Consider the following 26647-nt stretch of genomic DNA (forward strand, 5'->3'; position numbering starts at 1 on the left):
TTCTTGGTCGCAGTGGCTTGTATGCTTCTTCCCATTCCGACGGCAAGACTGCGGGCGCGTCCGTGGTTTAGCGCTCGATCAAGAAAGGATCCGACATCATGCCAGCCTCCGAAACCCACTTTCTCATCGTCGACGACTTCGCCCCCATGCGGCGCATCGTGGCAGGCCTGCTCAAGGAATTGGGCTACTCGCGCCAGACCGAAGCCGACGACGGCGCATCAGCGTGGAAGATCCTGGAGAGCGGCACGAGCAACGTGGAGTTCGTCGTCACCGACTGGAACATGCCCGTCATGGATGGCATCGAGCTGCTTCGGAAAATTCGGGCGAATCCGGCCATGCGGCACCTGCCGGTACTGATCGTCACCGCCGAGACCCGCAAGGAAAACATCATGCTGGCTGCCCAGTGCGGCGCCGATGGCTATATCGTCAAGCCCTTCAACACCGGCACCCTGGAACGCAAGATACGGCACATCATGGGACGCCGGACGCCCTTGCTGAGCGCGGCCTGATCGCGGTGACCAAGGCTGTGCGTCAGGCGCTCGCCAATTGCGCCTGGCGCGACGGTAACCGGGTCGGGTCCGACACCAGCAGCGCGAGCGACGAGAGGCGTTGCAAGCGCTCGCTCCATGCCGGCTGCAGCGGCTCGCTGCGAACATCATTGCGGGCGGCGTCAGCTTGCAATTGCGCGGTGAGGTCTTGCACGATGCTCGCCTGCAATGGGGTGTTGTCGTAGCGCACGCGCTGCCCCAGAACATACTTGCTCACGGTCGTGTTCTGGCTGGCAGATTGCTGCAACGTCGCCCGCGTAAGCAAGCCACCCTGATAGCCCAGATGCAAGGCGCTGGAAGCCTTGTCCTCGATCTGGTGATAGGTGTAGTTCTGCGATTCGCGGTCGGTGCCCAGCTTCAGTGGAAGATCGGGCTGCAACGCTTCGTGATAGGCGGCGCTGAGATGGCTTTCCTGTCGCTGGTCAATCGCACGATCGGCCTGGCGCCGTCCGCCGATGGTGGTGTGCTGCGACACCGTGTAGGAAAAACTGTCGGTTTCGTTCTTGTTGAGTGGATTGGGGCTGTCGATGGCCTGGGTCACCGATGCCGTGAAATCCTGCAATCCGCTCAGGATGCCGCGATCGGTGACGCTGGCAAACAAGGCCGGCGCGCGTCCAAGGGGTTGTGACGTCGCTGCCTGGCTGGCGACGCCATTGAGTTGCGCAAAACCCTGCTTGAACATGGCCATCAATCCGGCGTCGCCATGACCGCGCCGGGTGGCTTCATCGAATTGGCCAAGATAGCTGGCGACGGCGCCTTGACGCTGCTGTGCGCTACCAATCAGCCGACCATTGGACAAGTCGACCGACAGCTTGATGTTGCCGCTGTTGCCGGTGGTGCTGAGTTCGCGCTTGTCGGCATCGACATGCAGGTCGATTTTCTGGGCATCGCCACCGAGCGTGGCATGCAGATCGAAGGCGGCGAACAAGGATGACTGTTTCTGCCTTGCCTGCATCAGCGCGTCCAGGTCCAGTTGCGGTGGCTGCTGCGCCAGGCCATCGATGGCGCTTTGGAGCGCATCGCCCAGGTCGGCCAGTCCGGCGCGCTCTTCGTCGCTCAGCGCCCCCTGGCTGACCGAGAATGCCAGCGCCACGCCATTGGCATCGGACGACAGCTTCACCTCTACCTTGGCACCGCTGGCCGTAACGATCGACAGACTGATGGCATCGGCCGCAAAGTCGTGCAGTTGCAGACGCTGCACGGCCTGCACCTCCGCGCTCGACTGCATTGCCTGCGCTGACGACAGCAACGATTGCGAATAGCCGCCACCGCCCTGCCCGGCCTGTTTCAACAAGGCGCGTCCCAGGCCACTGAATCGCCCAGCCAGATCCGCGCCCGCTGCATTGCGGGCCAGGAGCGCATCGAGCTCGCCGCCGGGGGTACGCTCCCATGACGGCGTACCGCTGCCGTCGATGACGGTGGCTTGCCCGGCATTCGCGCTGATTCCGGAAGACGAATAAAGCGCACTTTCAAGGCCCCTCGTCTGCGACAGCGTCACCCGTGACGAGGCGCCGCTGCTGCTACCCGTTGATGCACTGCGTGCTGCATCGGTGACGGGCACGGCAGTGCTCGAGCTTGAGCGCAGGGTTGCGGAAGACACCGAAATCGATGCAATGGAGTTCATGTCGCCAATCCATACTGGTGATCTGCAACGACGACATGTCGCGGCAGAAAATGACCGGGGCGAAGCCACCGTTTGCAGCACTAACGGCATCGCCCTGAAAACCTTGAGCTTCGCGCAACCTGTTGGAACGCAACGTTCCGACACATACCGTCTTGCTTCAAACCATGGCGTCTTGCCATCGGCAACAATGCTCGTCCTCCCGCTCACATCACGCGGTGGATCTGGTTTGCGTGAACTGCACTGCCGTCGATGAAGACGTGGCCACGCTCATAGATCTCGATGTCGTCGGCACCGAGCGGCTCATAGCCCTCCGGCACCGCTCCCGGCGCCGGAGGATTCGCATGGACGTAGCTGGAGAGCCATGGCATATCCGGCGTCACCGGATGCCCCGCCTCGCGTGCGGCAGCTACCGGTCGCGCCGCACTCCACATGTCGTAGTTGATGTTGAGTCGATACGGCATGGCCGGCACGCCATCGGCATCGATCCGGAAAACGGCGAAATTTCCGGCACCGTAGGTAACGTTGCCGAAGTCGATGGCGCCCTCCTGCGTCTCCAGCGCCAACAGGTATCGATCTTCGATGACGGTGCCATCCTCCCCGGTCACCGTCATGTCTGGGACGAACCCCTCGATCTCGGGCGAATGTTCGGCCAGCACCTCGAACGGCACGGCACGGAAGACCTGCTGCATGTCGCGCCGTTCGATCCACCCCAGCGCATTGAAATAAGGCATGCCCTCATGATTGCCGATGGTCCCGAATCCGGGCAATGGCGTGATCGGCGATGAGGGTGGCGCCGGGACGCCAGGAGGCTCGCTCGATACCCGCTCCTGCCCTGGCGCCCATGACCCACGATGCGGCCCAAAAGAGGAAGCCGATGAGCGCCCCGATGCCGGCGAGGCGCGTCCACTTTCGGAGGCCGTCTCGGTCGAGGGCGAGTGCGATCGTGACGGCGTGGGAGAAAGCGTGAAGGATTCGTCATCCCAGTCGATGGTCATGTCATTGGCAGCGGTCGCCTCATTGGCCTGATCCAGCATGTCGTCGAAGATCGATGGCGGACGCGGCGCCTCCGATGGCCCCAGCAGATAACCGATGCGCCCGCCACCCACGCGGCCGGGTGGATTGAAGTAGGCGCTGCGTTCACCTGCGCCTGCCGCCGCCGTACCGGACCGGCGAATCGGCGTGGCCAGCGCCCCCAGCGCCGCCGCCACGGCCAGGTTGATGCCTGCATTGATGGCCTCGTGCGCCGCCCGCTGGCGATCTTCCGATGCGCCAGCGGCGACTGCCTGGTGCACCTCCAGCGCCAACTCGGTCGCCTTGGCCGGGAGGAAGAATTCGGGAAACAGCTGACCCAGCACGCGCACGAACTGGGTACTTTCTTCTTCGATGACCTCGCTGTTGCTCTTGACCAGCCGCTTGATGTCGTCCAGCTCGGCGGCCCTGGTGCGCGCGGCCTGGTCACGGAAGAGATTGCCGTCAATCCGTTGGGGCGCATAGGCGATGCGTGCCCGGTAACCACCGCCGGCGATGTCGCCCAGCCACTTCTCGACGCCCTGATAGGTCGCACCATCCTTGCGGTTGTACAGCGAGAAATGGCTCGCCAGTTCGGCCCTGCCCTGCTGCGTCTTCGTCATCTCCTCTATCGCTTTGCGCATGCCGTCGACGTTGCGGTATTCGCGCAGCGGTTGCGCATTGCCGGGCATGATCAGCACCACTCGGCCGCCGGGGTCCTTGAGCCAGGCCATGTCCTTGGAGGGATAACTATTGATGTCGAAGACCTGCGCCGTGACATTGCCTTTGACCGACTTGCCGTCGGCGGCCCGCAGCACTTCGCGCAGCATCGTGCAGGCCTCTTGCGAGAGCCCGCCGTGCCGTCGCCACTTGCGCACCTGCGCCTGGTAGAGCGTGGCCACGGCCTGTTCGTTGCGATTCCACCAGGTCTTGAGCTTCTCACGATAGGTGCCGCCGACATCATTGGCGCGCACCGCACGCTTGAGGTCGGTCGACAGCAGGCGGACTTCATTGCCGGTGCCGAACGATTTGCCGCTGCTGCCCTCGGTGTAGACCCCGCTGTTGGCGTTGAGGCCATTGGGGTCTTCGCCAAGATCGGCGGGAAAGTTTCGCATCTGCAGCTCGGTCAGCGACAAGGAAATGACGGGCGCCTCCTCGTGCGCCCAACCGTTGTAGGTCTCGCTGCTGCTATGTGCGCCGAGGAAGGTATTGAAATAGATATGGTCGGCATCGAGGTGAAGACCGTGGTCATGCAGCAGCCGCGCCTCGATCGCCAACCGTGATTCATCACGCAGGTCCGGATGCTCTTTCAGCAAGCGCCTCTGCAGGCTGAGGATATGACCGGGATTTCCGCTGGCTGGCGCTGCGCCAGTCGGGCCGGTGTTTTTCCGGATACTGCGTTGCGCCGGTTCGAGGTAGGCCTCATCCGCGCGGGAGATCGACTTGCGGCTGGCCTCGAGGCCATTCTGCGAGAGACTCACTCGCGCCGCCGGCTGCTGGACCGTAGCGGGTGAGCGCGAGTCGTTGGCGCCGGATCGCGCCGCTTGCCGATTGGGTGGAGTAGCGTTGCCGGGGGATACGTTGAAGGGAATGCGCATGGTCACCTGTCCTGTCGGTTAAAAGGTCAGGCAACAGATATAGAGATGATCCGCAGCACCAGCTATTCAAGGAATTCGATTTCCCCCGCCAACACTTTTTCAACGGCGCCTGGCGCCCAGACTGATGCCGGCTAAACCGGATCGACGTGCACCATCACGTCCAGCACATGATGCCGGGCCAGCACGCTGGCGCGGGCAGCCGCCGCGATGGCATGGCCTTCGGTGACGCTCAAGGTGCCATCGATCTCCAGGTGCACGTCGACCTGGGCAAAATCGCCCATGCGGCGAGTGCGCAAATCGTGGATGCCGAGCACGCCAGGGGTATCGCTCAAGGTACTGCGGATGGCCTGCATCTCTTCCATCGATACCGCCCGATCCATCAGGTCATTGAGCGCGGCCCAGAAAAAGCGCCACCCCATGCGCAACACCAGCAGGCCGACGACAGCGGCGGCAACCGGGTCGAGCAGCGTGTATCCAAACAGGCTGCCGACGATGCCTACCGCAACCACCAGCGACGAGGCAGCATCCGAACGGGCGTGCCACGCGTTGGCTATCAACATGCTCGAGCGTACCGTCTGGGCCACCCGCAGCATGTATCGAAACAGCAATTCCTTGGCCAGCAATGCCGATAGCGCCACCCAGAGCGCACCGATGTGTACCGGGGCCGGATGGTCGTGCACCTGTATCTTGTGGGCCGCCGATATCAACATGCCAACACCGACTGCCAGCAGCAAGCCGCCCAGCGCCAGCGAGGCGGCGTTTTCATAGCGCTGGTGCCCGTACTGGTGGTCGGCATCGGCTTTCTTGCGGCTTTGGCGCGCCGCCACCAGCACCACCAGATCGGCAATCAGGTCCGACAGCGAATGCACGCCGTCGGCCAGCAACGCCTGGGAACCGGTGATGAGGCCGGCGGCAACCTGTAACGAAGTCAGCCCGACATTGACTGCCACACTGACCCGGGTGCTGGACCGTCCTGCCTCGTAGCGCGCCATTTCGCGGGCCTGTTCGTCGTCTGGCTGGTTCAAATCAACGATTGACATTACGACAACTACCTCCCCCCGATTTAGAGACAGAACTTGTGCTGCAGGTCAAATTGCTGGATCATCTTGCCACAATACAATGGCAGTCGCCGGCGCGAGGGAGCGACGGCAGGTCCGTCGGTGTTACCGATACGCGACCCCCAATATCAGCAGCAACCTCCGAGGAACAGCATGGAACAGGCAACACCGCAACCACTGTCGTTCGCGTTCGACAGGGCCAGCGGAGAATTGAGCGCAACGTTTACTCCAACGCCCGGATTCCCGCCGTTGACGCTGGCTTTCCTGAAGCAGGCGATGGCCGATAACGGCCTCACCAAACTGTTCCATCAGGATTCGGTGCTGAACGCTTTCGTGCGCAAGCTGGAAGACAGCAAGGAGCCCGTGACCCAGGTGATCGCGCAGCGGCGCGATGGCGAATTCGTGCTCGAGGTCGAGGATGACCTGATGACGGCGTCGCTGACGCTGGTGGCGCCCTTCGGTGGTCGCGCCAAGAGCGTCGACGTGGTCAATGCGATCCGCGCCCAGGGCATCACCTACGGCATCCTGCATGAACAATTGCGCGGTGCGCTGTCGACCGGGCACTGCAACAAGCTGGTGATTGCACAAGGACTGATGGCGACGCCGGCCGAACCGGCGCGCTTCGAGAGCCTGCTGGAAGAAAAGCAGGAAGAGCTCTCCGAGATCGACGAAGACGCCGTGGTGTCGTATGCCGACATGGGCTACCTGCTGCTGGTGTCGGCGGGCGATCCGCTGATGCGACGCATCCCGCCGGTTCCCGGCCAGGACGGCATCGATATCAAGGGCGGCAAGGTGCCGGCGCGTCCGATTGCCGATATCCAGTTCGCCAAGGAATCGATCGGCGCCGAGCCCTCGGCCGATGATCCGGACCTGCTGGTGGCGATGGTGCCGGGCCAGCCGACGGTGATCAAGAATGGCGTCAAGATCAATCCCATCATCGACGTCGAGAACGTCGACCTGTCGACCGGCAACTTGACCTTCGAAGGCACCGTGCGGGTCAAGGGCGATGTGATGACCGGCATGAAGCTGCACGTCGGTGGCGATGTGATCGTCAACGGCACGGTCGAAGCGGCCGAAATCGTGGCCGGCGGCAATGTCGTCGTCAAGGGTGGCGTCATCGGCCATAGCGAAGGCGTCGCCGCCTCTGCGGGCACCACCGCGATTGCCTCGCGCATCAGCGCGCAGGGTTCGGTGCAGGTGATGTTTGCCGAGAGCGCCCACATCGAAGCGGCTGAAAATATCCTGGTATTGGGCAACGCCCGCCAGTGCGAACTGCTGGCGGGCAACGAGATCACGGTGGGCAAGGGCAATCCGCGCACCGGCCAGATCATCGGCGGCCGGATCGAAGCGACCAATATCATCCGCGCCAACACCATCGGCGCATCGACCGGCAACTTCACACGCGTTCAGGTCGGACTCGATCCCTACCTGGAAGAAAAGATCGCCATCAAGGAACAGGAATACTCGCGCAAGGTGGCCGAGCTCGACCGCACCATCAAGCAGCAGGGGTACTACAAGCTGAACCCGGACAAGGCCACGCCCGAGATCCTGTTCGAGACCAGCGACAAGCGCAAGACGCTGGCCTACGAAGTCAAGGTGCTGCTGGAAGACGTGGCGCAGATGAAGGGCGGCATGGTGGCCGCCGAAGACGCGCGCATCATCGTCGCCAAGGCCGTCTATGAAGGCGTGGAGCTGCGCATCGGGCATGAGGTATGGCCGGTGCACTCCAATCTGACCGGCGGCACTGCGCAACTGTTTGAAGGCGACATCCGCTACAACCCGAAGAAATGAGCGATCTCCCCAAGCTCGACGACGAGCAGTTGCGCCAGCTGGCGCAACAAAGTCGTGCCATCGGCGAGGACTGCAACTGCATCACCGCTGATGCGTCCGGCTGGATCAGCTTGCCGCTGTCGCTGCCCGAGCAGCAATTGCAGGATATCGGCACCCTGCTGCAAGACCCGTACGTCGAACCGACCTTCGCCGAATACCATCCCGCCGCCACCCGCTACGAATCGGCGCAGGCGCCGGTGGCGCCGCGTCACTTCCCCTATAACCGCTGCAACGCCGCGCGCTGCGCGCAATGCGGCCGACTCTATCTGCGCTATACCGAAGCCGGCGGCTATTTCGTCGACCGCCGCATTCGTGCCCTCAACGACCCCGAGCTGGTGCGCGACCCGACCTGAATCCCGGGCCGCTCAGTTGCGGCGCAACCTGCTGTCCATCAGGATCTGGAACAAGGTGTCGGCCGGTCGCGACAGGCGACGTGCGGTCAGGGCCACGTATTCGATATCGGGCAGCGCCGGCAGACTGGCATGATTGGTCGGCTCGCACAGATCGCGCGACGCCAGGTGCTGCGGCAACACCGATAATCCCAAGCCCCCCCTGGCAGCGGCCATGCACCCGGCATGGCTGCCGCTGGTGCACACGATGCGCCAGTGATGCCCGCTGCGTCCCAGCGTCTGCAAGGTGGCCGCGCGCGTGATGCTGGGTTCGGGCAACAGGATCAACGGCAACGGCTGGCTCAGGTCGACCTGCGTCTCGGGCCGGGTGAGCCACAGCATCGGGGTGGAGAACATGCTGTGCCCGCGCGCCTCGCCACTACGCCGCTTGCCCACCAGCAAATCCAGCTTACCCTGGTCCAGCAGCGCATACAGCTCGCTGGTGAGGCCGATGGTGATCTCGAGTTCGACCTCCGGATGCTGGCTGCGAAACGCGGCCAGCATGTCCGGCAGCGGCCCCATGGCGAGATCGTCGGAGGTGCCGAATCGCACCCGCCCGCGCAATCGCGTGCCGCTGAACTGGGCCTCGGCACGGGCGTGCGCCTCCAGTATCAGACGGGCATGCACCAGCAAGCCTTCGCCGTCCGGCGTCAGCGCCAGCGAGTGGGTGTCGCGCACGAACAGGCGACGCCCCACGGTTTGCTCCAGGCGCCGGATATGGTCGCTCACGCTCGATTGCGTCAGCCCGAGCTGGCGCCCCGCTTCGGTAAAACTGCTGGAAGCGGCGGCCATGGTGAAGGTCTGGAGCCAGACGGGATTGAGCATGCGCCATTATCATCGGCAATTCCGTTGACAGTCAACGCTATCAAAGGGGTTCCCGATTACCGTTTGATTTTTTATCATGTGAGCATCTCATCCTTCTGTCTGCCTTCGTCATGAAACGCTTCCTGCCCGACCGCTTTACGCAACTGCTGATCTGTACCGTGCTGTTGGCCACCTTCCTGCCCGCGACCGGCCGCTTCGAGAACTTCATGCACGTGGCCAGCAATGTGGCCATCTCGCTGCTGTTCTTTCTGCATGGCGCCAAGCTGTCGCGCGAGGCGGCCCTGGCCGGCGCCAAGCAACCCAGGCTGCACCTGCTGACGCTGAGCTCGACCTTCATCCTGTTTCCGCTGCTCGGACTGGCGCTCAAGGCCGCCGTGCCGGATCTGCTGACGCCACAGTTGTGGATGGGTGTGTTGTTCGTCTGCACCCTGTCGTCGACGGTGCAGTCATCGATCGGCTTCACCTCGATTGCGCGTGGCAACGTGCCGGCGGCGATCTGCGGCGCGACGGCCTCCAACCTGCTGGGGATCGTGGTCACACCGCTGCTGGTGACGCTGCTGCTGCATCGTCACCATGAAGGCAACGGCCTGCAGCAAGTCTTCAGCATCCTGCTGCAGTTGTTGCTGCCGTTCGTGGCGGGTAACCTGATGCGGCCGTGGATCGGTGGCTGGATCGGGCGGCACAAGGTGATCGTCAACGTGGTCGACCGCGGCGGCATCCTGCTGTCGGTCTATGCCGCTTTCAGTGCGGCGGTGGCACAGGGCGTCTGGCACCTGTTCCCGCCCGGCCAGCTGGCGCTGCTGGTGCTGGTCAATGCGGTGCTGCTGGGTTGCGTGCTGTTGATCACGACCTATGGCGCGCGCGCCCTGAAAATGCCACGCGGCGACGAGATCGTGCTGGTGTTCTGTGGCTCCAAGAAGTCGCTGGCGTCGGGCATTCCGATTGCCTCGGTGCTGTTCGCCGGCAGCGGCGCGGCCATCGTGCTGTTGCCGATCATGCTGTTCCACCAGATGCAGCTGATGCTGTGTGCGGTGTTGGCGCGTCGTTACGCCGAGCAGCAGGAGCGCGTCGAGGCCCAGCCAGAGCCGGCCCTGGCGTCGCAGCCATAGCGCGTCATCAAAAAGTGCATATCCAGATGATGATTCATTCGTTCGCGCCACGCGCCGCTGGGTTTAGGCTTGACTCGTCCAAGCCAACAGGCCATGCCCATGCACAAGCCATCCGCCCGTCCGACGGCAGTCGCCGTCCCTCCCGTCGCTGCTGCTGCAGCGTCGTCGTTCTCGCTGGATGACCGCTGCGTGCTCTGCGTGGGCGGCCTGACGGGCGCGCGCAACCATTATCGGGCCGAGATCGAAACCCGTTCCGGCCGCTTCATCCACCACGATGGCGGCCGCGAGGACAATCTGCACCGGCTGACCCCGATGCTGGCAGCAGCCGACATCGTGATCTGTGCCTCCGGCAACATCAGCCACAATGCCTACCACCTGGTCAAGACCACCTGCAAGAAGCTGGGCAAGCCCTGCGTCCTGGTCAAAGGCACCGGCATCGCCTCGTTCGTGGATGGCCTGGGCAGCCTGGCGCGACGGGCAACGCCGGCCGTCGGCCCCTCGCAGCGGGGTGACCGTATGCTCAGGAGCGGCCGCTAAGCGTTTATGGCGATTGGAAAAATCACCAAAGCGACCTACAATCGACTCCCATCAGCGCCGCTGCGGCGCAACACCGGCAAGCTGACTGGCCGGCATCAAATTTGGGAGTTCGTTTGCACATCGTAAGTCGTCTGGCCGGCAGTTTGCTGGCATCGGTCCTGATCCTGGCCACGCCCGTGGCGCAGGCCGCGCCGCAACCGACCTTCGGCTCGGAAGTGGGCAACGCTTTGTTGTGCCTGAACCAGCTCAACAGCAAGTATTTCTTCGATTACCTGTACGAAGCCTTCGGCCCGCCCTACAAGACCGAAGGCGGGGCCTACTGGTTCAAGGCCACCAATGTCAACCTGTGGGGCGTGCCGGTGACGGACGTGCTGGTCAACGATGGCAGCAGCCCGGCCGACTTCATCGGCGCCTTCTTCAATACCACGCCGGTCAAGGTGGTCGAAGCCATCAGCGGCGCGGTCGGCATCCGCTTTACCCCCGAGGACAACACGCAATACCCGATGCGCCAGTCGCAGGCCGGCAGCAAGATCGTCTACAACGATGTCAATGCCAAGATGTACTGTGCCAAGTCGAAGTATCTGGTGCCCGGCACGCCGCCAGCGCAATAAAAAACCGCGCCATGAGCGCGGTTTTTTGCAGGCCCGGTCAACAGTCAGGACTTGACCAGCCGACGCCAGATCGCCTCGGTCGGCCCCGCCTGATTGAGACTGTAGAAATGCAGGCCAGGCGCGCCGCCTTGCAACAGACGCTCGCCCAACTGGGTCACCACGTCCAGCCCGAAAGCGCGGATCGATTCGACGTCGTCGCCGTAGCTGGCCAGCTTGAGCCGGACCCAGCGCGGGATTTCGGTGCCGCACATGTCCGAAAACCGCATCAGCTGCGAATAATTGGTGATCGGCATGATGCCGGCGATCACCGGCACCTGCACACCCAGCCTGGCCGCATCGTCGATGAACCGGAAGTAGGCATCGGCGTTATAGAAATACTGGGTAATGGCCGAATTGGCGCCGGCCTTGACCTTGCGCACGAAGTTCTGCACGTCATCCTGGGGCGACTTGGCCTGCGGATGCATCTCGGGATAGGCAGCCACCTCGATATTGAACCAGTCGCCGGTCTCGGCGCGCACGAATTCAACCAGCTCGTTGGCATAGCGAAACTCGCTGGAGGCCTGGTCCATGGCGCCATATCCGCTGGGCAGATCGCCCCGCAAAGCGACCAGGCGCGACACGCCATTGGCCTTGTAATCCTGCAGAATAGCCTTGAGGCTCTCGCGCGAACTGCCGATGCATGACAAGTGCGGCGCGGCTTCAAAGCCCTCGCCGATGATTTCCAGCACCGTGTCGCGGGTGCCCTGCTGGGTCGACCCGCCGGCGCCGAAGGTGACCGAGAAATACTTGGGCTGCAGCTCGGCCAGCCTGGCGCGGGTCACGCGCAGCTTTTCGGTGCCTTCCGCCGTCTTGGGCGGGAAGAATTCGATACTGAAGTTATGCGGCTTCATCATTTACGTCCGGATTTCAGCAACAGCGTCGACAAGGCCCACGAGACGATGCTGTACAACAGCGCGCCACCGACTGCCGACCAGAAGCCGCCGACATGGAAACCGCCCACCAGTTGCGCCACCACCCAGAACATCAGGCCGTTGATGACCAGGATGAACAGGCCCAGCGTCAGCACCGTCACCGGCAGTGTCAGCACCACCAGCACGGGACGCACGATGGTATTGACGAAACCGAGGATCAGCGCGGCAATCAACGCCGCGCCGAAGGTGTCGACTTGCACCGAATGCAGAAGGTAAGGGACGGCCAGCAGGGCCACGGCGTTGATCAGCCAGGTCAGTAACAACATCAGCATGGCAATTCCTTTTTTCCTTTAGGCTTGTCGAGGGGATGACACACGATCATCCGGCAGCAGCCGGATGATCGAAGACTACTTACCATCAATAACGGTAGTGATCGGCCTTGTACGGGCCTTCCAGCTTCACGCCGATATAGGCGGCCTGCTCATCGGTCAAGGTGCTCAGTTGTGCATTGAGCTTCTTGAGTTGCAGGCGCGCGACCTTCTCGTCGAGATGCTTGGGCAGCGTGTACACGCCCACCGGATAGTTCTTGGTGTTGACGAACAATTCGATCTGCGCAATGGTCTGGTTGGCAAAGGACGAGCTCATCACATACGACGGGTGACCGGTGGCGCAACCCAGGTTGACCAGGCGGCCTTCGGCCAGCAGGATGATGCGCTTGCCGTCCGGGAAGATCACGTGATCGACCTGTGGCTTGATGTTTTCCCAGGTGTACTGCTTCAGGGCGGCGACTTCGATTTCGTTGTCGAAGTGACCGATGTTGCAGACAATGGCCTGGTCCTTCATCTTCTTCATGTGCTCATGGGTGATCACATGATAGTTGCCGGTGCAGGTGACGAAGATGTCGCCGTGTTCAGCGGCGTAATCCATGGTCACCACGCGGTAGCCTTCCATCGCCGCCTGCAGGGCACAGATCGGATCGATCTCGGTCACCCACACTTGCGCCGACAACGCGCGCAACGCCTGGGCCGAGCCCTTGCCGACGTCACCGTAACCGGCCACGATGGCGACCTTGCCGGCGATCATCACGTCAGTGGCGCGCTTGATGCCGTCGACCAGCGATTCGCGGCAACCGTAGAGGTTGTCGAACTTGGACTTGGTCACCGAATCGTTGACGTTGATGGCCGGGAAGGCCAGCTTGCCTTCCTTGTGCATCTGATACAGGCGATGCACGCCGGTGGTGGTCTCTTCGGTGACGCCCTTGATTTCCTTGAGACGCTTCGAATACCAGGTGGCATCCTTGGCCAGGTAGCGCTTGATCGAGTTGAACAGGCAGATCGCTTCTTCGGAATCCGGCTTGTCCAGCACCGAGATGTCCTTCTCGGCGCGCGAACCCAGGTGCAGCAGCACGGTGGCGTCGCCGCCGTCATCCAGGATCATGTTCGAATAGCCGCCATCGGCCCATTCGAAGATGCGGTGGGTGTAATCCCAGTATTCGTCCAGGTTTTCACCCTTGACGGCGAACACCGGCGTGCCGCCTGCAGCGATGGCGGCAGCGGCGTGGTCCTGGGTCGAATAGATGTTGCAGGAAGCCCAACGCACCTTGGCGCCCAGCGCTTCGAGCGTCTGGATCAGCACGGCGGTCTGGATGGTCATGTGCAGCGAACCGGTGATGCGTGCGCCCTTGAGCGGCTGGGCTGCGGCGAACTCGTCGCGGATCGCCATCAGGCCCGGCATTTCGGTTTCGGCGATGCGGATTTCCTTGCGGCCCCAGTCGGCCAGGCCGATGTCGGCAATGATGTAATCCTGGAATGGTGCGGGTGTATTAGACATGGCAACGGCGTTATTCACGCCCTCCTTTCGTGTAAACAGAAAAAAAGTAACGTGAGCGCGGTTGCAAGGAACCTCGTATGAACGAAGCCCTGCTCGTCGCAGCAAGCCTGGCAGGGTGACACCCTGTCGCAACGCTCCTTGCTGAGGCGAGGCATTGTGGGAAAAACTTAACCATTGCATGCAATGCCGACATGCAACGCCCGCGAACATCGTCCGGGGGGAGCTGAATTCTAGCGCGGGCAGGGCGAATGTGAAACCCTTGAAGCACTCACATTCGCCCCTGCGGGCATTTATTTATTCAGTTACAGACCGGCGGATGCGCGCAGTGCTGCGACCTTGTCGGTGCGCTCCCAGGTGAACTCGGGCTCTTCGCGACCGAAGTGGCCGTAGGCGGCGGTCTTGGCATAGATCGGGCGCAGCAGGTCCAGCATCTGCACGATGCCCTTGGGGCGCAGGTCGAAGTGTTCACGGACCAGCTCACCCAGCTTCTCGTCGCTGATCTTGCCGGTGCCGAAAGTGGTGACCATGACCGAGGTCGGTTCGGCCACGCCGATGGCGTACGAGACCTGGATCTGGCAACGCTCGGCCAGGCCGGCGGCCACGATGTTCTTGGCCACGTAACGACCGGCATAGGCAGCCGAGCGGTCGACCTTGGACGGATCCTTGCCGGAGAACGCGCCCCCACCGTGGGGCGCCGCGCCACCGTAGGTGTCGACAATAATCTTGCGACCGGTCAGGCCGCAATCGCCTTGTGGGCCGCCAATGACGAAACGGCCAGTGGGGTTGATCAGGTAACGGGTATTCTTGATCCATTCGGCCGGCACCACCGGACGGATGATTTCCTCGATGGCCGCCTCTTCGATGGTCTTGTGTTCGATCTCGGGCGAATGCTGGGTCGACAGCACGATGGTATCGATGGCGACCGGCTTGCCGTCGACGTACTTGAGCGTCACCTGCGACTTGGCATCCGGACGCAGCCACGGCAGGCGGCCATCCTTGCGCAGCTGCGACTGGCGCTCGACGATGCGGTGCGCGTAGTAGATCGCGGCCGGCATCAGCTCAGGCGTTTCATTGCAGGCGTAGCCGAACATCAGGCCCTGGTCACCGGCGCCCTGATTCAGATCGATGCCGCGGCCTTCGTCAACGCCCTGGGCGATGTCGGGCGATTGCTTGTCATAGGCGACCAGCACTGCACAGCTCTTGTAGTCGATACCGAAATCGGCATTGTCGTAACCGATGCGCTTGATGGTCTCGCGGGCGACTTCGATGTAATCGACATTGGCGCGCGTGGTGATTTCACCGGCCAGCACCACCAGGCCGGTGTTGCACAGTGTCTCTGCAGCAACGCGGGATTGTGGGTCCTGGGTGAAAACAGCGTCCAGGATGGCGTCGGAAATCTGGTCGGCCACCTTGTCGGGATGGCCTTCGGAGACGGATTCGGAGGTGAAGAGGAAATCGTTGGACATGCGAGCCCCAGACTTAAATGATTTACAGATGTCGCGGCCAATCATCTAGTCGAGCCTGCGACGCTTTAGCGATATTTATACCCCGTCTCGCAAGTTGTCATTAACTCGACGGCTTGTGCTATTTTACGCGTCTTGCATTTTTCTGCAATTCGGCGGTGGTTCTTTCGCCCCACACTACGTACGTTATCGGCAAGTATGCTCGTTTCTTTATTCCGCCTGCTGTCATTTCTTCCGCTGCCCGTGCTGCATCTGATCGGCATCGCAATGGGATGGCTGGTTTTCCTGGCGTCGCCCTCTTATCGCCGTCGCCTGATCGACAACATCGGTCGCGCCGGCCACCGTCACTATTTATATAAAGCAATCGGCGAAGCCGGCAAGGGCATCTTCGAATTACCCTTCATCTGGTGTGCCAGCCCGCAACGGGTATTGCGTACCGCACGCATCGAGGGCTGGGAACTGGTGCACCAGGCCATGGAAGGTGGGCGGGGCGTGATCCTGCTCACCCCCCACCTGGGATGCTTTGAGATCACGGCCCAGGCGGTGGCCAGCCAGACCGCATTGAGTGCGCTCTACCGCCCGCCCCGCAAGGCCGCGCTGAAACCGCTGATAGAAGGCGCCCGGGCGCGCGCCAACCTGAAGCTGGCGCCGGCCAACCTGGCCGGCGTGCGCATCCTTCTCAAGGCGCTCAAGAATGGGGAGGCCATCGGCCTGTTGCCAGACCAGGTGCCGCAGAACGGCGAGGGCGTGTGGGCCGATTTCTTCGGCAAACCGGCCTACACCATGACCTTGCCCGCCAAGCTGCACCAGATGAGCGGCGCGCCGCTGATCCTGGTCTACGCCGAGCGACTGTCGTGGGGCCGGGGATTTGCCACGCGCTTCGTTGCCTTCGATCAAGCATTGGGCGATACGCCACAGCAACAGGCGCGCGCCATCAATGCGGCCATGGAACAACTGGTGGCCCGCTGCCCCGCGCAGTACATCTGGAGCTATAACCGCTACAAGACGCCGCCGGGCGTGACGCCACCGGAGGCGCAGCCATGAGGGTGCTGTTGTTCGTGATGTGGCTGTTGCACTGGCTGCCGCTACCGGTGCTGGGACGCATCGGGGTCGGCCTGGGGTCGTTGCTCTATATGTATATGCGCCCGCGCCGCCGGATTGCCCTGATCAACTTGCGGCTGTGCTTTCCCGAGAAGACCGAAGCCGAGCGCCGCGTCATCGCCCGCGGCCACTTCCAGGCCTATGCCCGCAGCGCGCTGGAACGCGGCATTCTCTGGTGGGCCTCGGAGGCCCGCCTGAAGCGCCTGATCAAGGTCGAACCCGGGGTTCCCTTCGAGACCATGGATGCCGGCCCGGTCATCATGCTGTGCCCGCATTTCGTCTGCCTGGAGATCCCTGGCATCGCCCTGGTGCTCAATTCGCCCTATTCGGTCTGTACCGTCTATGCGCGCCAGCAGAACGAGATCGTCGACCAGGCCCTGTTGCGCGGACGGTCGCGCTTCCGTCCGGTGACCCTGCTGTCGCGTGAAAAGGGCATCAAGCCTATCCTGCGGGCCATGCGCGAAGGCAAGCCGTTCATCATGCTGCCCGACATGGATTTCGGCCTGAAGGATGCCGAGTTCGTGCCCTTCTTCGGCGTGCCTGCCGCCACCCTCACCGCGACGGCGCGCATTGCGGCCGCCACCGGCGCCAAGGTAGTCCCGGCCATCACCACCTTCCTGCCCGGCTACCAGGGCTGGAAGACCACCTTCTACCCGGCCTGGGACGACTATCCCGGCGACGACATCAGCCTCGCCACGCGCCGCATGAACGCCTTCATCGAAGACCGCGTGCGCGAAGCCCCCGAGCAATACTTCTGGGCGCACAAGCGTTTCAAGACCCGTCCCGAGGGCGCGCCGGATGTCTACGCCCGGCCACCCAAGGCGTGATCGACGGCGCCTGCGATTGTGCAGTCCTTCTATAATGAAGTCATGAAGATCAAATTCACCAAGATGCACGGCGCCGGCAACGACTTTGTCGTGCTCGACGCCACCCGCACGCCGATGACACTGTCCCCGGCGCAATGGAAGTTCATTGCCGATCGCCATTTCGGCATCGGCGCCGACCAGATGCTGGTGGTGGAACGTGCCCAGCACGAGGGCATCGATTTTCGTTATCGCATCTACAACGCCGACGGCGGCGAAGTCGAGCAATGCGGCAACGGCGCGCGCGCCTTCGTCAAGTACGTCACCGACAAAGGCCTGACCGACAAGCGGGCGATCCGCGTCGAGACCATGTCGGGCGTGATCGAACCGCGCCTGGAAGACGATGGCCGCATCACGGTCGACATGGGCACGCCGATCCTGGAACCGCAACAGGTGCCGTTCGACAACACCGGCCTGGCGGGGCGCAGCGAGGGCGTCGACACCCTGTGGCCGTTGGATGTGGGCGACGACAGCATCTTGATCTCGGTGGTCTCGATGGGCAATCCGCATGCGGTGCAAGTGGTCGCCGACAGCGAAGCCGCCCCGGTGCTCACGCAAGGACCGCTGATCGAGCACCATCCGCGCTTTCCCAAGCGGGTCAACGCCGGCTTCATGCAGGTGGTCGACCGTCATCATGTGAACCTGCGGGTATTCGAACGGGGCGCCGGCGAGACCTTGGCCTGCGGCACCGGCGCCTGCGCGGCGGTGGTCGCTGGGATCCGGCGCGGCCTGCTGGATTCGCCCGTGGCGGTGCAAACCCATGGCGGCGTGCTCAGCATTGCCTGGAACGGCGCCGGCCAACCGGTACTGATGACGGGCCCCGCGGTATCGGTGTTCGAGGGCGAGATCGAATTGCCGGACTGAACACCATACCTGGCGCAGTCGCCAAACAGGAAGGGCTCACCAACTGCTTGGTGAGCCCTTCTTGTTTGCGGCATCAGGCTGCGGCTGCCTGATCCTCGCTCTCTTCGACGGCGGCATCCGGCAACACCGTCTTGAGTCGGTACAGCCGCTGCCGGTAATTGCCTTCGGGGCCGCTGGGGCTGCAATCGACATCTTCGAACAGGCGCGCAATGCGGTTGAGCACGCCGCGCTGCTCACCGGTCTCGACCACGATCAGGCGTCGCTTGCTGCGGGCGTAATGGGGACGGATATCGACCATCAGGCAATGCCCGAAGTCGGCCTGCTTCAAGTCGATCAGCAGCGCTTCGGGCCGGGTCAGCCCGAACAGCGCGGCCAGTTCGATGCGCGCCACCAAAAACGGGTAGGCATTGCTCAACTCCCGCGTGAGCTGACTGCGCGCCTGCAGTGCCCAGGGCGCTGGCGTGGGCAGGTCGCCCACCTTCACCAATAGTGACTGCGCCTGCTCAATGCCCTGGCTGGCCGCCTTTTGCAGCCAGTACAGCGCCCGTACGTCATTGGCCGCGTCATCGCGGCGATTGCGCCAGGCCGTCACGCCACATTCCAGCTGGGCGGCGCCATGCCCCATTTCGGCCGCACGCTCCAGGTGGTGCTGCACATCCGCCAGGTTGCGCTGCGAGAACTCCGGTTTCAGGTAGATCCGCGACAACGCATACCAGGCGCTGGCCAGGCCCTGGTCGCCGGCCAGCGTCAGCCAGCGTACCGCCTTCTTGTAGTTGGCCGAACCCTGGCCGGGGAAGCTGCGCGCGCCCTCGGCATCCATGCGGGCATACAGCAACCCCAGCGCCAATTGCGCGTCGCGGTCGCCGGCCAGCGCCGCCAGTTCCAGCAATTGCTGCACGGAACCGAGGTCCGGGCGCTTATCGTCCAGCTGCAATTGCGCCAGCCGCACCAGCAAGCGGATGTTCTTCGGCCCGAGGCTGGACGCCAGCATGTCGGCCGGCGCATTGAGCTGCCTCAGCAAGGCGTCGTACTGACGCAGCAAGGCATCGGCCAATGGCTGCGCGCGCAGGCGGAATCCGGAAAAATCCGATTGCCGCCAGGCCGCATCGGCCAAAGCATGTTGCGCCTGCTCCACGCCGGCATCGGCAGCGCGCCGGGTCCATTGCTGGGTTTCTTCGGATGTGGTGGACGCTGACGCCGAGGCCGTGGCGCCATCGGCATCTGCCGCCTCCGGCTGCGACTGCTGCGCCAACAACCACTGGGCATCGGCATTGCCTTCGCGCGCCACCGCCTCGAGCGCACCGATCGCCTTGTTCTTCAGTTCGGCGCTGATATGCGCCACGTTGCCCAGGACCAGGCGCGCAAACACCAGACCGGCCTTGGACAAGCCGGCGTCGAATGCGCGCTCATACCAGAGCGCGGCCTCGTGTGGCGGGGATAACGGCACTACCACTTCATAAGGAATATGTTGTGCAATCAGCATCCAGGCGTCGGCCAGGCCTTGCCGGGCGGCGCGCTCGAGCCAGTGGAATGCGGTGCCCAGGCTCTGCGGCAAACCGTTGCCACCGAACAGGTAGCGCTTGCCCAAGGTCAGCTGCGCCTCGGCTTGGCCGGCACGTGCGGCCCGGATGATTGCCAGATCTTCTCTATTCGCCATCAACCTTCCAGATAGACCAGAAAACCAAAATTATGCCCCACAAACCAGATTTTTTTAAAATCGATCTTGAATGCCGGGAAATGAATCGTTTTAACAACATTACCTGAGCCATATGCCCAGCCTTCAAGTTGCAGGCCGAGAGGCCGATAACATGGAGGCCAGGTAAACAAAAAAGTGCCTTTCGAGCACTCCCTCGATCGAAAGCGTTTGCAAAAAACAACACTCAACCGGTTGTTTGACGCTTTCAACCAAAATTCCAGCCGCCAAACGACCAATCTGCGGCCACGCCAAATGAGAACCCTTAATGTCTCACCATCCGACAAGAAGTACGGATCCTCAAGACTATTTTTATAGAAGGATGTCAAATGAAAAAATCTCTGCTGGCACTGGCCGTCCTCGGCGCGTTCGCAGGTGCTGCTCAAGCACAAAGCTCCGTTACTATCTACGGTATCGTTGATACTGGCGTTGTCTACTCCAGCAAGGTCGCCACTGGCGTCGGCGCAAACACTGGCAGCAAGTTCGAACTGAAGTCGGGCGTTGTCCAAGGTTCGCGTATCGGTTTCAAGGGCGTTGAAGATCTGGGCGGCGGTCTGTCGGCTGTGTTCAACCTGGAAACTGGCTTCGCGAACGACACCGGTGCTCTGGACGGCGATGCCAACAACCTGTTCCGTCGTAAGTCGGTGGTCGGTCTGGCCGGTGGCTTCGGTACCGTGCTGCTGGGTCGTCAAACCGACTTCGCTGACACCATCTCCGCTTACACTTCGGTTGCCGATTTCGGCGGCGTCGTGTCGAACGCTGGTTCGGGCCTGAGCCGTCTGCAAGGCACCCGTACCAACAACTCGGTTGCCTACACCACCACTAACCTGGGTGGCTTCACCGGTAACCTGATCTACGGTTTCGGCGAAACAGCTGGCAAGACCACTGCTGGTCAATCCTTCGGTCTGGGCGCTAAGTACGAAAACGGTCCTCTGGGCCTGGGCGCCAACTACTACCAATCGAAGGCTGGCGCAACTCCTGCTGACACTGGCGCAACTGGCTTGAACATCGCTGGTCAAGAAGGCAACACCAACGCCAAGATCTGGAACCTGGTTGCTTCGTACCAGTTCGGTCCTGCACGCGTCTACGGTAACTGGTCGCGCGTCAAGCAAAGCCTGCGTACCCAAACTCTGCTGGGCGCCGCTACTCCGCTGACCACCCTGACCAACCGTACACTGAACAACAGCAACAAGGCCAACATGTACGAACTGGGTACAGCCTTCGCACTGAGCCCATCGCTGAAGCTGCTGGCATCGGTGCAACACACCCGTGCTGACTTCGACGGCGTGAGCAACAAGGGCAAGCTGACCCAGTACAACATCGGCGCCGACTACTGGCTGTCGAAGCGTACCGACGTGTATGCGTTCCTGTCGAACCTGCGCGCCAAGGATATGGCTAACCCAGGCGTCATCAGCACCAACGCTGTTGGTTCGGATTCGTCGCAAACAGCTCTGGCTGTTGGTATCCGCCACAAGTTCTAATTTAAGGATTTGAAGTCCGGCATGCAAATGACGGACATCAAGACTTGAGTTAAAGCTGAAACGGGCCTGCATGAGAAATCATGCAGGCCCGTTTCGTTTATAAGGGCGCTTTGCGCGCCAGCAATTGTCAGCATCTCCTTAAGCGAGGATAATCTCGCCATATTTCCGGCATGGCCCTGGCAGCTGCCGCCATGCAGATTCACACACCTAGAACAAAATTGCGATGACCACCCCATTGGACTCAGGACTGATTGCCGAATACCTGCTCGACCACCCTCACTTCTTCGAGGAACATGCGGAGCTGCTTTCGACCGTCAAGTTGACCAGTCCGGTCATGGGCCGCGCCGTGTCGCTGCAGGAGCGCCAGATGGAAATCCTGCGCGAGAAGATCAAGGTGCAGGAGCTGCACATGGCCGACCTGATGCGCATCGCCCAGGAAAACGACGAAATCACCAGCAAGTTCCAGGCATGGACCCGCGCCCTGCTGCTGGCACGCGACGAAGCCGACCTGCCGCGCGTGCTGTGCGAACGGCTGCAAGAGATTTTCCATGTGCCACAAGTCACGCTGCGCCTGTGGAACCTGGCCGAAGCCCGCGACGAGGCCTGGTTCGTCCAGTCGGTCTCGGATGATGCCCGCATCTTCGCCAAGGGCTTGACCGCCCCCTTCTGCGGCGCCAACAAGGAATTCGAAGCCGCCGGCTGGCTGGAAGATGCCGCCTCGGTCAAGTCGGTCGCGATCCTGCCGCTGCGCGGTGGCGCCTCGCCGGACGCGTTCGGCCTGCTGGTACTGGGCTCGGCCGATCCGGGCCGCTTCACCGCCGACATGGGCACCGACTTCCTGACCCGCATCGCCGAGACTGCCAGCGCCGCACTGGCTTGCCTGCTGCGCTGAACGACGAGGGCGCCCGAGTGCAGACCGAACCGCAATCGCCAGCGCCCCTCCAGCAGTACCTGAGCGTGCTGCGCACCCAGCGCAAGCTGTCCCCCCATACCATCGACAACTACAGCCGCGACCTGCTCGAATTGCAGACCCTGCTCGGCGCGGCCGGCTCCGAGGCGCCCGACTGGCAGGCCATCAACCAGTTCCAGATTCGCAAATGCGCGGCCCAGTTGCATGCGCGTGGCCTCAATGCGCGCTCGATCTCGCGCAAGCTGTCGGCCTGGCGCGGCTTCTTCGGCTGGTTGTCGACCGAGCACGAACTGGCCAGCAACCCGGTCGATGGCGTCAAACCACCCAAGAAAAGCAAACCCCTGCCCAAGGCGCTGGGCGCCGATGATGCGATCCACCTGGTGTCGCACCACGATCCGGCCAAGCCCGATGATTCCACGCTCGCGGCCTGCAACCACGCCATGTTCGAACTGCTGTACTCGAGCGGCCTGCGGGTGTCGGAACTGGCCAGCCTGGATCTGGCCGACGTCCGCGACGGCGGTTATGAATCGGCCAGCTGGATCGATCTCGGCGAAGCCGAAGTGACAGTCACCGGCAAGGGCGGCAAGCAACGCCGGGTACCGGTCGGACGCGCCGCCCTGCAGGCCATCAACGACTGGCTGCCGTTGCGCGCCAGACTGGTCAGGGCCGACGGCGGGCCCGATGGCCATGCCGTGTTCCTCACCGAACGCGGCACTCGCATGTCGCCGCGCGTCATCCAGCTGCGGTTGAAGGCGCATGGGCGTACCGCCGGCATGGCCAGCGATGTCCATCCACACATGTTGCGGCACTCGTTCGCCTCGCATGTACTGCAGAGTTCGGGCGACCTGCGCGCCGTGCAGGAGATGCTGGGCCACGCCTCGATCAGTGCGACCCAGGTCTATACCGCACTCGATTTCCAGCGCCTGGCCCAGGTCTACGACCAGGCCCACCCCCGCGCGCGCAAGACCGGCGGCAAATAAAGGCGAGGCAGGCCAGGGATCGATGCATCGGCTAGAATAGGGCCTGTCGTAGTACGGCCAGTCCCGGCCAGCCCTGCCATTTCCCGCACATGAAAGCCAAAGCCATCACGCACCCTGCCAGCCATGACCACAGCGCCGCCTCGACCCAGGCATTGGCCCAGGCGCAGTTGCGCGACGCCGGCGTGCGAGTGACCCAGGCCCGCGTCAATGTGCTGGGCGCCTTACTGGAAACCCGTAGCGCAGCTTCGCACCAGGACATCCAGGACCGCTTTGCCGACATGGACCGGGTGACCCTCTACCGGGCGCTGGACTGCCTCACCGAAGCGGGCCTGGCCCACAAGATCTCGAGCGACGACCGCATCTTCCGCTACAGCGTCGGCGCCGACCACGGCGAGCATGGTCATCACGACCACGCGCACGGCAAGCAGCATCAGCATGGGCACTTCAAGTGCACCCGCTGCGCCCGCGTGTTCTGCCTGGATGGCAGCGACGGCTCTGAATTCCTCAATACGGTACTGGCCGTGGCCGATGACGGCCGCCAGCGCTCGCCGGCGGCGCAGTTGCAGAATGCCTTGCGCAAGACCCTTGGTCGCGGCTTCCAGAGCCATGAGGTCGAACTGACCATCAAGGGCTGGTGCGCCGATTGCGCCGATTGCGCCGACTGAGCCGACTGAGCCCTATTTTTTCCTGAGCGCGCCCAGCGCCGCTAGGCGGCGCGGCAACTGCCGCACCGAACTCACCTTCACATCGACATAGGCAGGATGGCGATCACGGATACGGCGCGCGCTCATGTGCGCCAGGTGCGGATCGCCGATCATGTATTGCGTCACCCAGGCGGTGCGCACCCCCAGTTCGCGCGCCGTCTTGAGATTGGCCACCGTGTCTTCCACCAGGATGCAATCGCGCGGCTTCACCTTTTCCCGTGCCAGCAACCTGCGCAACATCAGGCGCGACGGCTTGGGGCGCAATTGCCGGTGGACCTGCATCGATTCGATCGAGATATGCTGCGAGAAATGGCGGTGCAGCCCCAGGTGTCGCACCAGTTGCCGCGAATACCGCTGCGGCGCGTTGGTCAGCAATATCTTGCGCCCCGGCAACTGGCGCAACCAGCGTCCGATGCCGCGTTCGGCGCGGACCATGTTGGGCAGATCGTCGAAGCGGTGCGCCTCATGCAGAAAGTCATCGATGCGCACGCCGTGATGACGCACCATCCCCAGCAACGTGGCGCCGTACAGCCGCCAGTAATGCCGCCGCAGGAAGTTGACCGTGGCTTCGTCCGATGGATGACCGCCTTGCGCAAACACCTGCGTCATGTAGCGATTCATGTTGGCATTGATGGCCGGAAAGATCGCGTGCGAAGCGTTGTGCAGGGTGTTGTCGAGATCGAACAGCCAGAGCGGTGTAGTATTGGACGCCATAGATCGGGAGCATGCGCCGCACGGGCGCACAACCACAAATAACAAGGATAGAAGCAGTGAATGGACTTGCAGGACGAGTGATTATAGTGACATTGGCCTGCCTGTCCTGGCTTTATGCGCCAACCGTACAAAGTGCATCAGCCCCATCGTCGACCCATACGGCCACACCTGCGCCCCAGCAGGGCGCGCTCTACCGCGTTTCCGATGGCGCCCGATCGATCTATCTGTTTGGCACCATCCATGTCGGCCAGCCTGATTTCTACCCGCTCGAACCGCGCATCATGCGCGCGCTTGAAGCAGCACCGGCGCTGGCACTGGAACTCGACCCCGAACGCCAGGGCGTGATGCAGGTGGCGGTGCAGCGCCATGGCCTGCTGCCTGGCGGCCAGCGCTTCACCGACATCCTGCCGCCGGCGCTGGCGCAGCGCACCGAGGCGGCCTTGCGTCAGGCTGGCCTGCCGCTGGACCCACTCCAGCATTTCCGGCCGTGGATGCTGGCCATCACGCTCACCGTGCAAGCCTACGAAGCCGCCGGCTTCCAGACCGCGCTGGCAGTGGACAACCATCTGGCTGGCGTCATGCGCCGCCGTGGTCGCCCGGTGATCGAACTGGAAAGCGCCGAGCAGCAACTGGCGCTGCTGGGCGGGCTGAACCAGGCCGATGAACAGCAGTTCCTGGCCGACACCGTCGATGACCTGGACGACGCCGAAGGCAACCGCAAGCTCAAGGAACTGGTCGGCGCCTGGCGTCATGCGGATCAGGCGGCGTTGCAACGCGCTCTCGACGAAATGCGCCAGGAAGATTCGTTCGCCAACCGCTTCGCCCTCAAGGTGCTGCTGGAGGGCCGCAATCCGGGCCTGGCCGATGGCATTGCCAAACTGCTCGGACAGCACGACAAGGCGGTGGCGGCAGTTGGCATCCTGCACCTGATCGGGCCACAGGGTATCCCGGCGCTGTTGCGCCAGAAGGGGCTGGTGGTCGAGCAGATCTATTGAGGCCGCCCGGTTGCGCCAGGCTGGACGCGGAATAAAAAAAGGGATGAGCCAGGCTCATCCCTTTTTGCTTGATGCGCGGCGCGCCAGAATCAGTGCGACCGGATCATGGTGCCGAAGGCCTGCTCGGTCAGCACTTCCAGCAGCAGCGAGTGCTCGATGCGGCCGTCGATAATGTGCACCGTGTTCACGCCCGACTTGGCCGCGTCCAGGGCCGACGAGATCTTGGGCAGCATGCCGCCCGAGATGGTGCCGTCGGCAAACATCTCGTCGATCTCGCGCGCCGACAGGTCGGTCAGCAACTTGCCGCTCTTGTCTTGCACGCCTGCAATGTTGGTCATCATGATCAGCTTCTCGGCGTGCAGGATCTCGGCGATCTTGCCTGCCACGACGTCGGCATTGATGTTGTAGGCCTGGCCGTCGTCGCCGAAACCGATCGGCGAGATGATCGGAATGAACGCATCGTCCTGCAGGGCCTTGACCACCGCCGGGTTGATCGCCTCGATCTCGCCCACGAAACCGATATCCAGGAATTCGCCCGGCTTTTCCTTGTCCGGCATCTTCATGCGGCGCGCCCGGATCAGGCCACCATCCTTACCCGTCAGGCCCACTGCCTGTCCACCGTAGTGGTTGATCAGCATCACGATGTCTTGCTGGACTTCACCGCCCAGCACCCATTCGACCACTTCCATGGTTTCTTCATCGGTGATGCGCATGCCTTGCACGAAGGTGCCCTGCTTGCCGATCTTCTTCAGGGCCGCATCGATCTGGGGACCGCCACCGTGCACCACCACCGGGTTCATCCCCACCAGCTTGAGCAGGATCACGTCGCGCGCGAAGCCATGCTTGAGGCTTTCTTCGGTCATGGCGTTGCCACCGTACTTGACCACGATGGTCTTGCCGTGGAACTTGCGGATATAAGGCAGCGCCTCAGCCAGGATTTCGGCTTTGATCTGGGGTGCTACCTTGCTGAGGTCGGTGGTCATGGCGGTGTCCTGTGGTTG

Annotated in this window: 26 protein-coding genes and 1 riboswitch; of the genes, 14 read left to right on the forward strand and 12 right to left on the reverse strand. The window is 62.7% G+C overall.

Features of this window, described 5'->3' with window-relative positions; translation table 11 throughout:
- The first annotated feature begins 98 nt into the window (after window positions 1–98).
- Entirely contained in the window at window positions 99–509 is a 411-nt protein-coding gene (locus LBW87_RS18480) for a response regulator (protein ID WP_225202935.1), read from the forward strand.
- A gap of 22 nt (window positions 510–531) precedes the next feature.
- Here the strand turns inward: LBW87_RS18480 and LBW87_RS18485 are convergent, their stop codons facing one another.
- The 3 genes from LBW87_RS18485 to LBW87_RS18495 form a co-directional block, all read right to left on the reverse strand.
- Complete coding sequence (locus LBW87_RS18485; protein ID WP_225202936.1) at window positions 532–2172, reverse strand: hypothetical protein; 1641 nt, start codon at window positions 2170–2172, stop codon at window positions 532–534.
- Between the two features lie 203 nt (window positions 2173–2375).
- On the reverse strand, window positions 2376–4778 hold the full coding sequence (locus tag LBW87_RS18490; protein WP_225202937.1) for a dermonecrotic toxin domain-containing protein: 2403 nt from the start codon (window positions 4776–4778) through the stop codon (window positions 2376–2378).
- A 131-nt stretch (window positions 4779–4909) separates the two neighbouring features.
- Entirely contained in the window at window positions 4910–5818 is a 909-nt protein-coding gene (locus tag LBW87_RS18495; protein ID WP_225202938.1) for a cation diffusion facilitator family transporter, read from the reverse strand.
- A 171-nt stretch (window positions 5819–5989) separates the two neighbouring features.
- Here LBW87_RS18495 and LBW87_RS18500 point away from each other — a divergent pair, with 171 nt between their 5' ends.
- Window positions 5990–7627 (forward strand): DUF342 domain-containing protein, encoded by a 1638-nt coding sequence (locus tag LBW87_RS18500; protein WP_225202939.1) that lies wholly within the window; start codon window positions 5990–5992, stop codon window positions 7625–7627.
- Entirely contained in the window at window positions 7624–8019 is a 396-nt protein-coding gene (locus tag LBW87_RS18505; protein WP_225202940.1) for a hypothetical protein, read from the forward strand. Before LBW87_RS18500 ends, LBW87_RS18505 begins: the two co-directional genes overlap by 4 nt.
- Window positions 8020–8031: 12 nt before the next feature.
- On the opposite strand, the gene LBW87_RS18510 is transcribed toward LBW87_RS18505, so the two are convergent.
- Complete coding sequence (locus LBW87_RS18510; protein ID WP_225202941.1) at window positions 8032–8880, reverse strand: LysR family transcriptional regulator; 849 nt, start codon at window positions 8878–8880, stop codon at window positions 8032–8034.
- Between the two features lie 110 nt (window positions 8881–8990).
- On the opposite strand from LBW87_RS18510, the gene LBW87_RS18515 reads away from it, so the two are divergent.
- The 3 genes from LBW87_RS18515 (at window position 8991) to LBW87_RS18525 (ending at window position 11137) form a co-directional block, all read left to right on the forward strand.
- A complete protein-coding gene (locus tag LBW87_RS18515; RefSeq protein WP_225202942.1) occupies window positions 8991–9989 on the forward strand; it encodes a bile acid:sodium symporter family protein in 999 nt (332 codons plus the stop codon).
- Window positions 9990–10088: 99 nt separating this feature from the next.
- Complete coding sequence (locus tag LBW87_RS18520) at window positions 10089–10526, forward strand: DUF2325 domain-containing protein (RefSeq protein WP_225202943.1); 438 nt, start codon at window positions 10089–10091, stop codon at window positions 10524–10526.
- A 113-nt stretch (window positions 10527–10639) separates the two neighbouring features.
- Window positions 10640–11137, forward strand: a complete 498-nt coding sequence (locus tag LBW87_RS18525; protein ID WP_225202944.1) for a hypothetical protein — start codon at window positions 10640–10642, stop codon at window positions 11135–11137.
- Between the two features lie 44 nt (window positions 11138–11181).
- Here LBW87_RS18525 and metF read toward each other — a convergent pair whose 3' ends face one another.
- The 4 genes from metF to metK all read right to left on the reverse strand — a co-directional run bounded on the left by metF (window position 11182) and on the right by metK (window position 15344).
- Window positions 11182–12027, reverse strand: coding sequence for a methylenetetrahydrofolate reductase [NAD(P)H] (gene metF, locus LBW87_RS18530; protein ID WP_225203071.1), 846 nt, complete (start codon window positions 12025–12027; stop codon window positions 11182–11184).
- Entirely contained in the window at window positions 12027–12377 is a 351-nt protein-coding gene (locus LBW87_RS18535; RefSeq protein ID WP_225203072.1) for a phage holin family protein, read from the reverse strand. The genes metF and LBW87_RS18535 overlap by 1 nt, the downstream gene beginning before the upstream one ends.
- Window positions 12378–12465: 88 nt before the next feature.
- Entirely contained in the window at window positions 12466–13896 is a 1431-nt protein-coding gene (ahcY, locus tag LBW87_RS18540) for an adenosylhomocysteinase (protein ID WP_225202945.1), read from the reverse strand.
- A 28-nt stretch (window positions 13897–13924) separates the two neighbouring features.
- A riboswitch (S-adenosyl-L-homocysteine riboswitch) is annotated at window positions 13925–14024 on the reverse strand.
- A 156-nt stretch (window positions 14025–14180) separates the two neighbouring features.
- A complete protein-coding gene (metK, locus tag LBW87_RS18545) occupies window positions 14181–15344 on the reverse strand; it encodes a methionine adenosyltransferase (RefSeq protein WP_225202946.1) in 1164 nt (387 codons plus the stop codon).
- Between the two features lie 147 nt (window positions 15345–15491).
- On the opposite strand from metK, the gene LBW87_RS18550 reads away from it, so the two are divergent.
- The 3 genes from LBW87_RS18550 to dapF are packed head-to-tail and all read left to right on the forward strand — an operon-like array spanning window position 15492 to window position 18169.
- On the forward strand, window positions 15492–16385 hold the full coding sequence (locus tag LBW87_RS18550) for a lysophospholipid acyltransferase family protein (RefSeq protein ID WP_320442741.1): 894 nt from the start codon (window positions 15492–15494) through the stop codon (window positions 16383–16385).
- The gene (locus LBW87_RS18555) at window positions 16382–17269 is read left to right on the forward strand and encodes a lipid A biosynthesis acyltransferase (protein ID WP_225202948.1); all 888 of its coding nucleotides are present in this window, start codon (window positions 16382–16384) and stop codon (window positions 17267–17269) included. Before LBW87_RS18550 ends, LBW87_RS18555 begins: the two co-directional genes overlap by 4 nt.
- Window positions 17270–17311: 42 nt before the next feature.
- On the forward strand, window positions 17312–18169 hold the full coding sequence (gene dapF, locus LBW87_RS18560; protein WP_225202949.1) for a diaminopimelate epimerase: 858 nt from the start codon (window positions 17312–17314) through the stop codon (window positions 18167–18169).
- 73 nt (window positions 18170–18242) lie between these two features.
- Here dapF and LBW87_RS18565 read toward each other — a convergent pair whose 3' ends face one another.
- Together LBW87_RS18565 and LBW87_RS18570 are read right to left on the reverse strand one after the other, a co-directional pair.
- Complete coding sequence (locus tag LBW87_RS18565; protein WP_225202950.1) at window positions 18243–19826, reverse strand: tetratricopeptide repeat protein; 1584 nt, start codon at window positions 19824–19826, stop codon at window positions 18243–18245.
- Window positions 19826–20191, reverse strand: a complete 366-nt coding sequence (locus LBW87_RS18570) for a hypothetical protein (protein WP_225202951.1) — start codon at window positions 20189–20191, stop codon at window positions 19826–19828. Before LBW87_RS18570 ends, LBW87_RS18565 begins: the two co-directional genes overlap by 1 nt.
- On the opposite strand from LBW87_RS18570, the gene LBW87_RS18575 reads away from it, so the two are divergent.
- From LBW87_RS18575 to LBW87_RS18590, 4 genes are all read left to right on the forward strand, one after another.
- Complete coding sequence (locus tag LBW87_RS18575) at window positions 20192–21343, forward strand: porin (RefSeq protein ID WP_225202952.1); 1152 nt, start codon at window positions 20192–20194, stop codon at window positions 21341–21343.
- 223 nt (window positions 21344–21566) lie between these two features.
- Complete coding sequence (locus tag LBW87_RS18580) at window positions 21567–22235, forward strand: DUF484 family protein (RefSeq protein WP_225202953.1); 669 nt, start codon at window positions 21567–21569, stop codon at window positions 22233–22235.
- Window positions 22236–22252: 17 nt separating this feature from the next.
- Window positions 22253–23233 (forward strand): tyrosine recombinase XerC, encoded by a 981-nt coding sequence (gene xerC / locus LBW87_RS18585; protein ID WP_225202954.1) that lies wholly within the window; start codon window positions 22253–22255, stop codon window positions 23231–23233.
- A gap of 89 nt (window positions 23234–23322) precedes the next feature.
- Complete coding sequence (locus LBW87_RS18590; protein WP_225202955.1) at window positions 23323–23898, forward strand: Fur family transcriptional regulator; 576 nt, start codon at window positions 23323–23325, stop codon at window positions 23896–23898.
- A gap of 12 nt (window positions 23899–23910) precedes the next feature.
- Here the strand turns inward: LBW87_RS18590 and LBW87_RS18595 are convergent, their stop codons facing one another.
- Complete coding sequence (locus LBW87_RS18595; protein ID WP_225202956.1) at window positions 23911–24651, reverse strand: HAD-IA family hydrolase; 741 nt, start codon at window positions 24649–24651, stop codon at window positions 23911–23913.
- Window positions 24652–24737: 86 nt separating this feature from the next.
- Between LBW87_RS18595 and LBW87_RS18600 the strand changes: the two genes are divergently transcribed.
- Window positions 24738–25646, forward strand: coding sequence for a TraB/GumN family protein (locus LBW87_RS18600; protein WP_225202957.1), 909 nt, complete (start codon window positions 24738–24740; stop codon window positions 25644–25646).
- Window positions 25647–25735: 89 nt separating this feature from the next.
- Here the strand turns inward: LBW87_RS18600 and argB are convergent, their stop codons facing one another.
- The gene (gene argB / locus LBW87_RS18605) at window positions 25736–26629 is read right to left on the reverse strand and encodes an acetylglutamate kinase (RefSeq protein WP_008115425.1); all 894 of its coding nucleotides are present in this window, start codon (window positions 26627–26629) and stop codon (window positions 25736–25738) included.
- Window positions 26630–26647: the final 18 nt, after the last annotated feature.

The organism is Herbaspirillum sp. alder98, assembly GCF_020179755.1.
GTDB lineage: Bacteria > Pseudomonadota > Gammaproteobacteria > Burkholderiales > Burkholderiaceae_D > Herbaspirillum.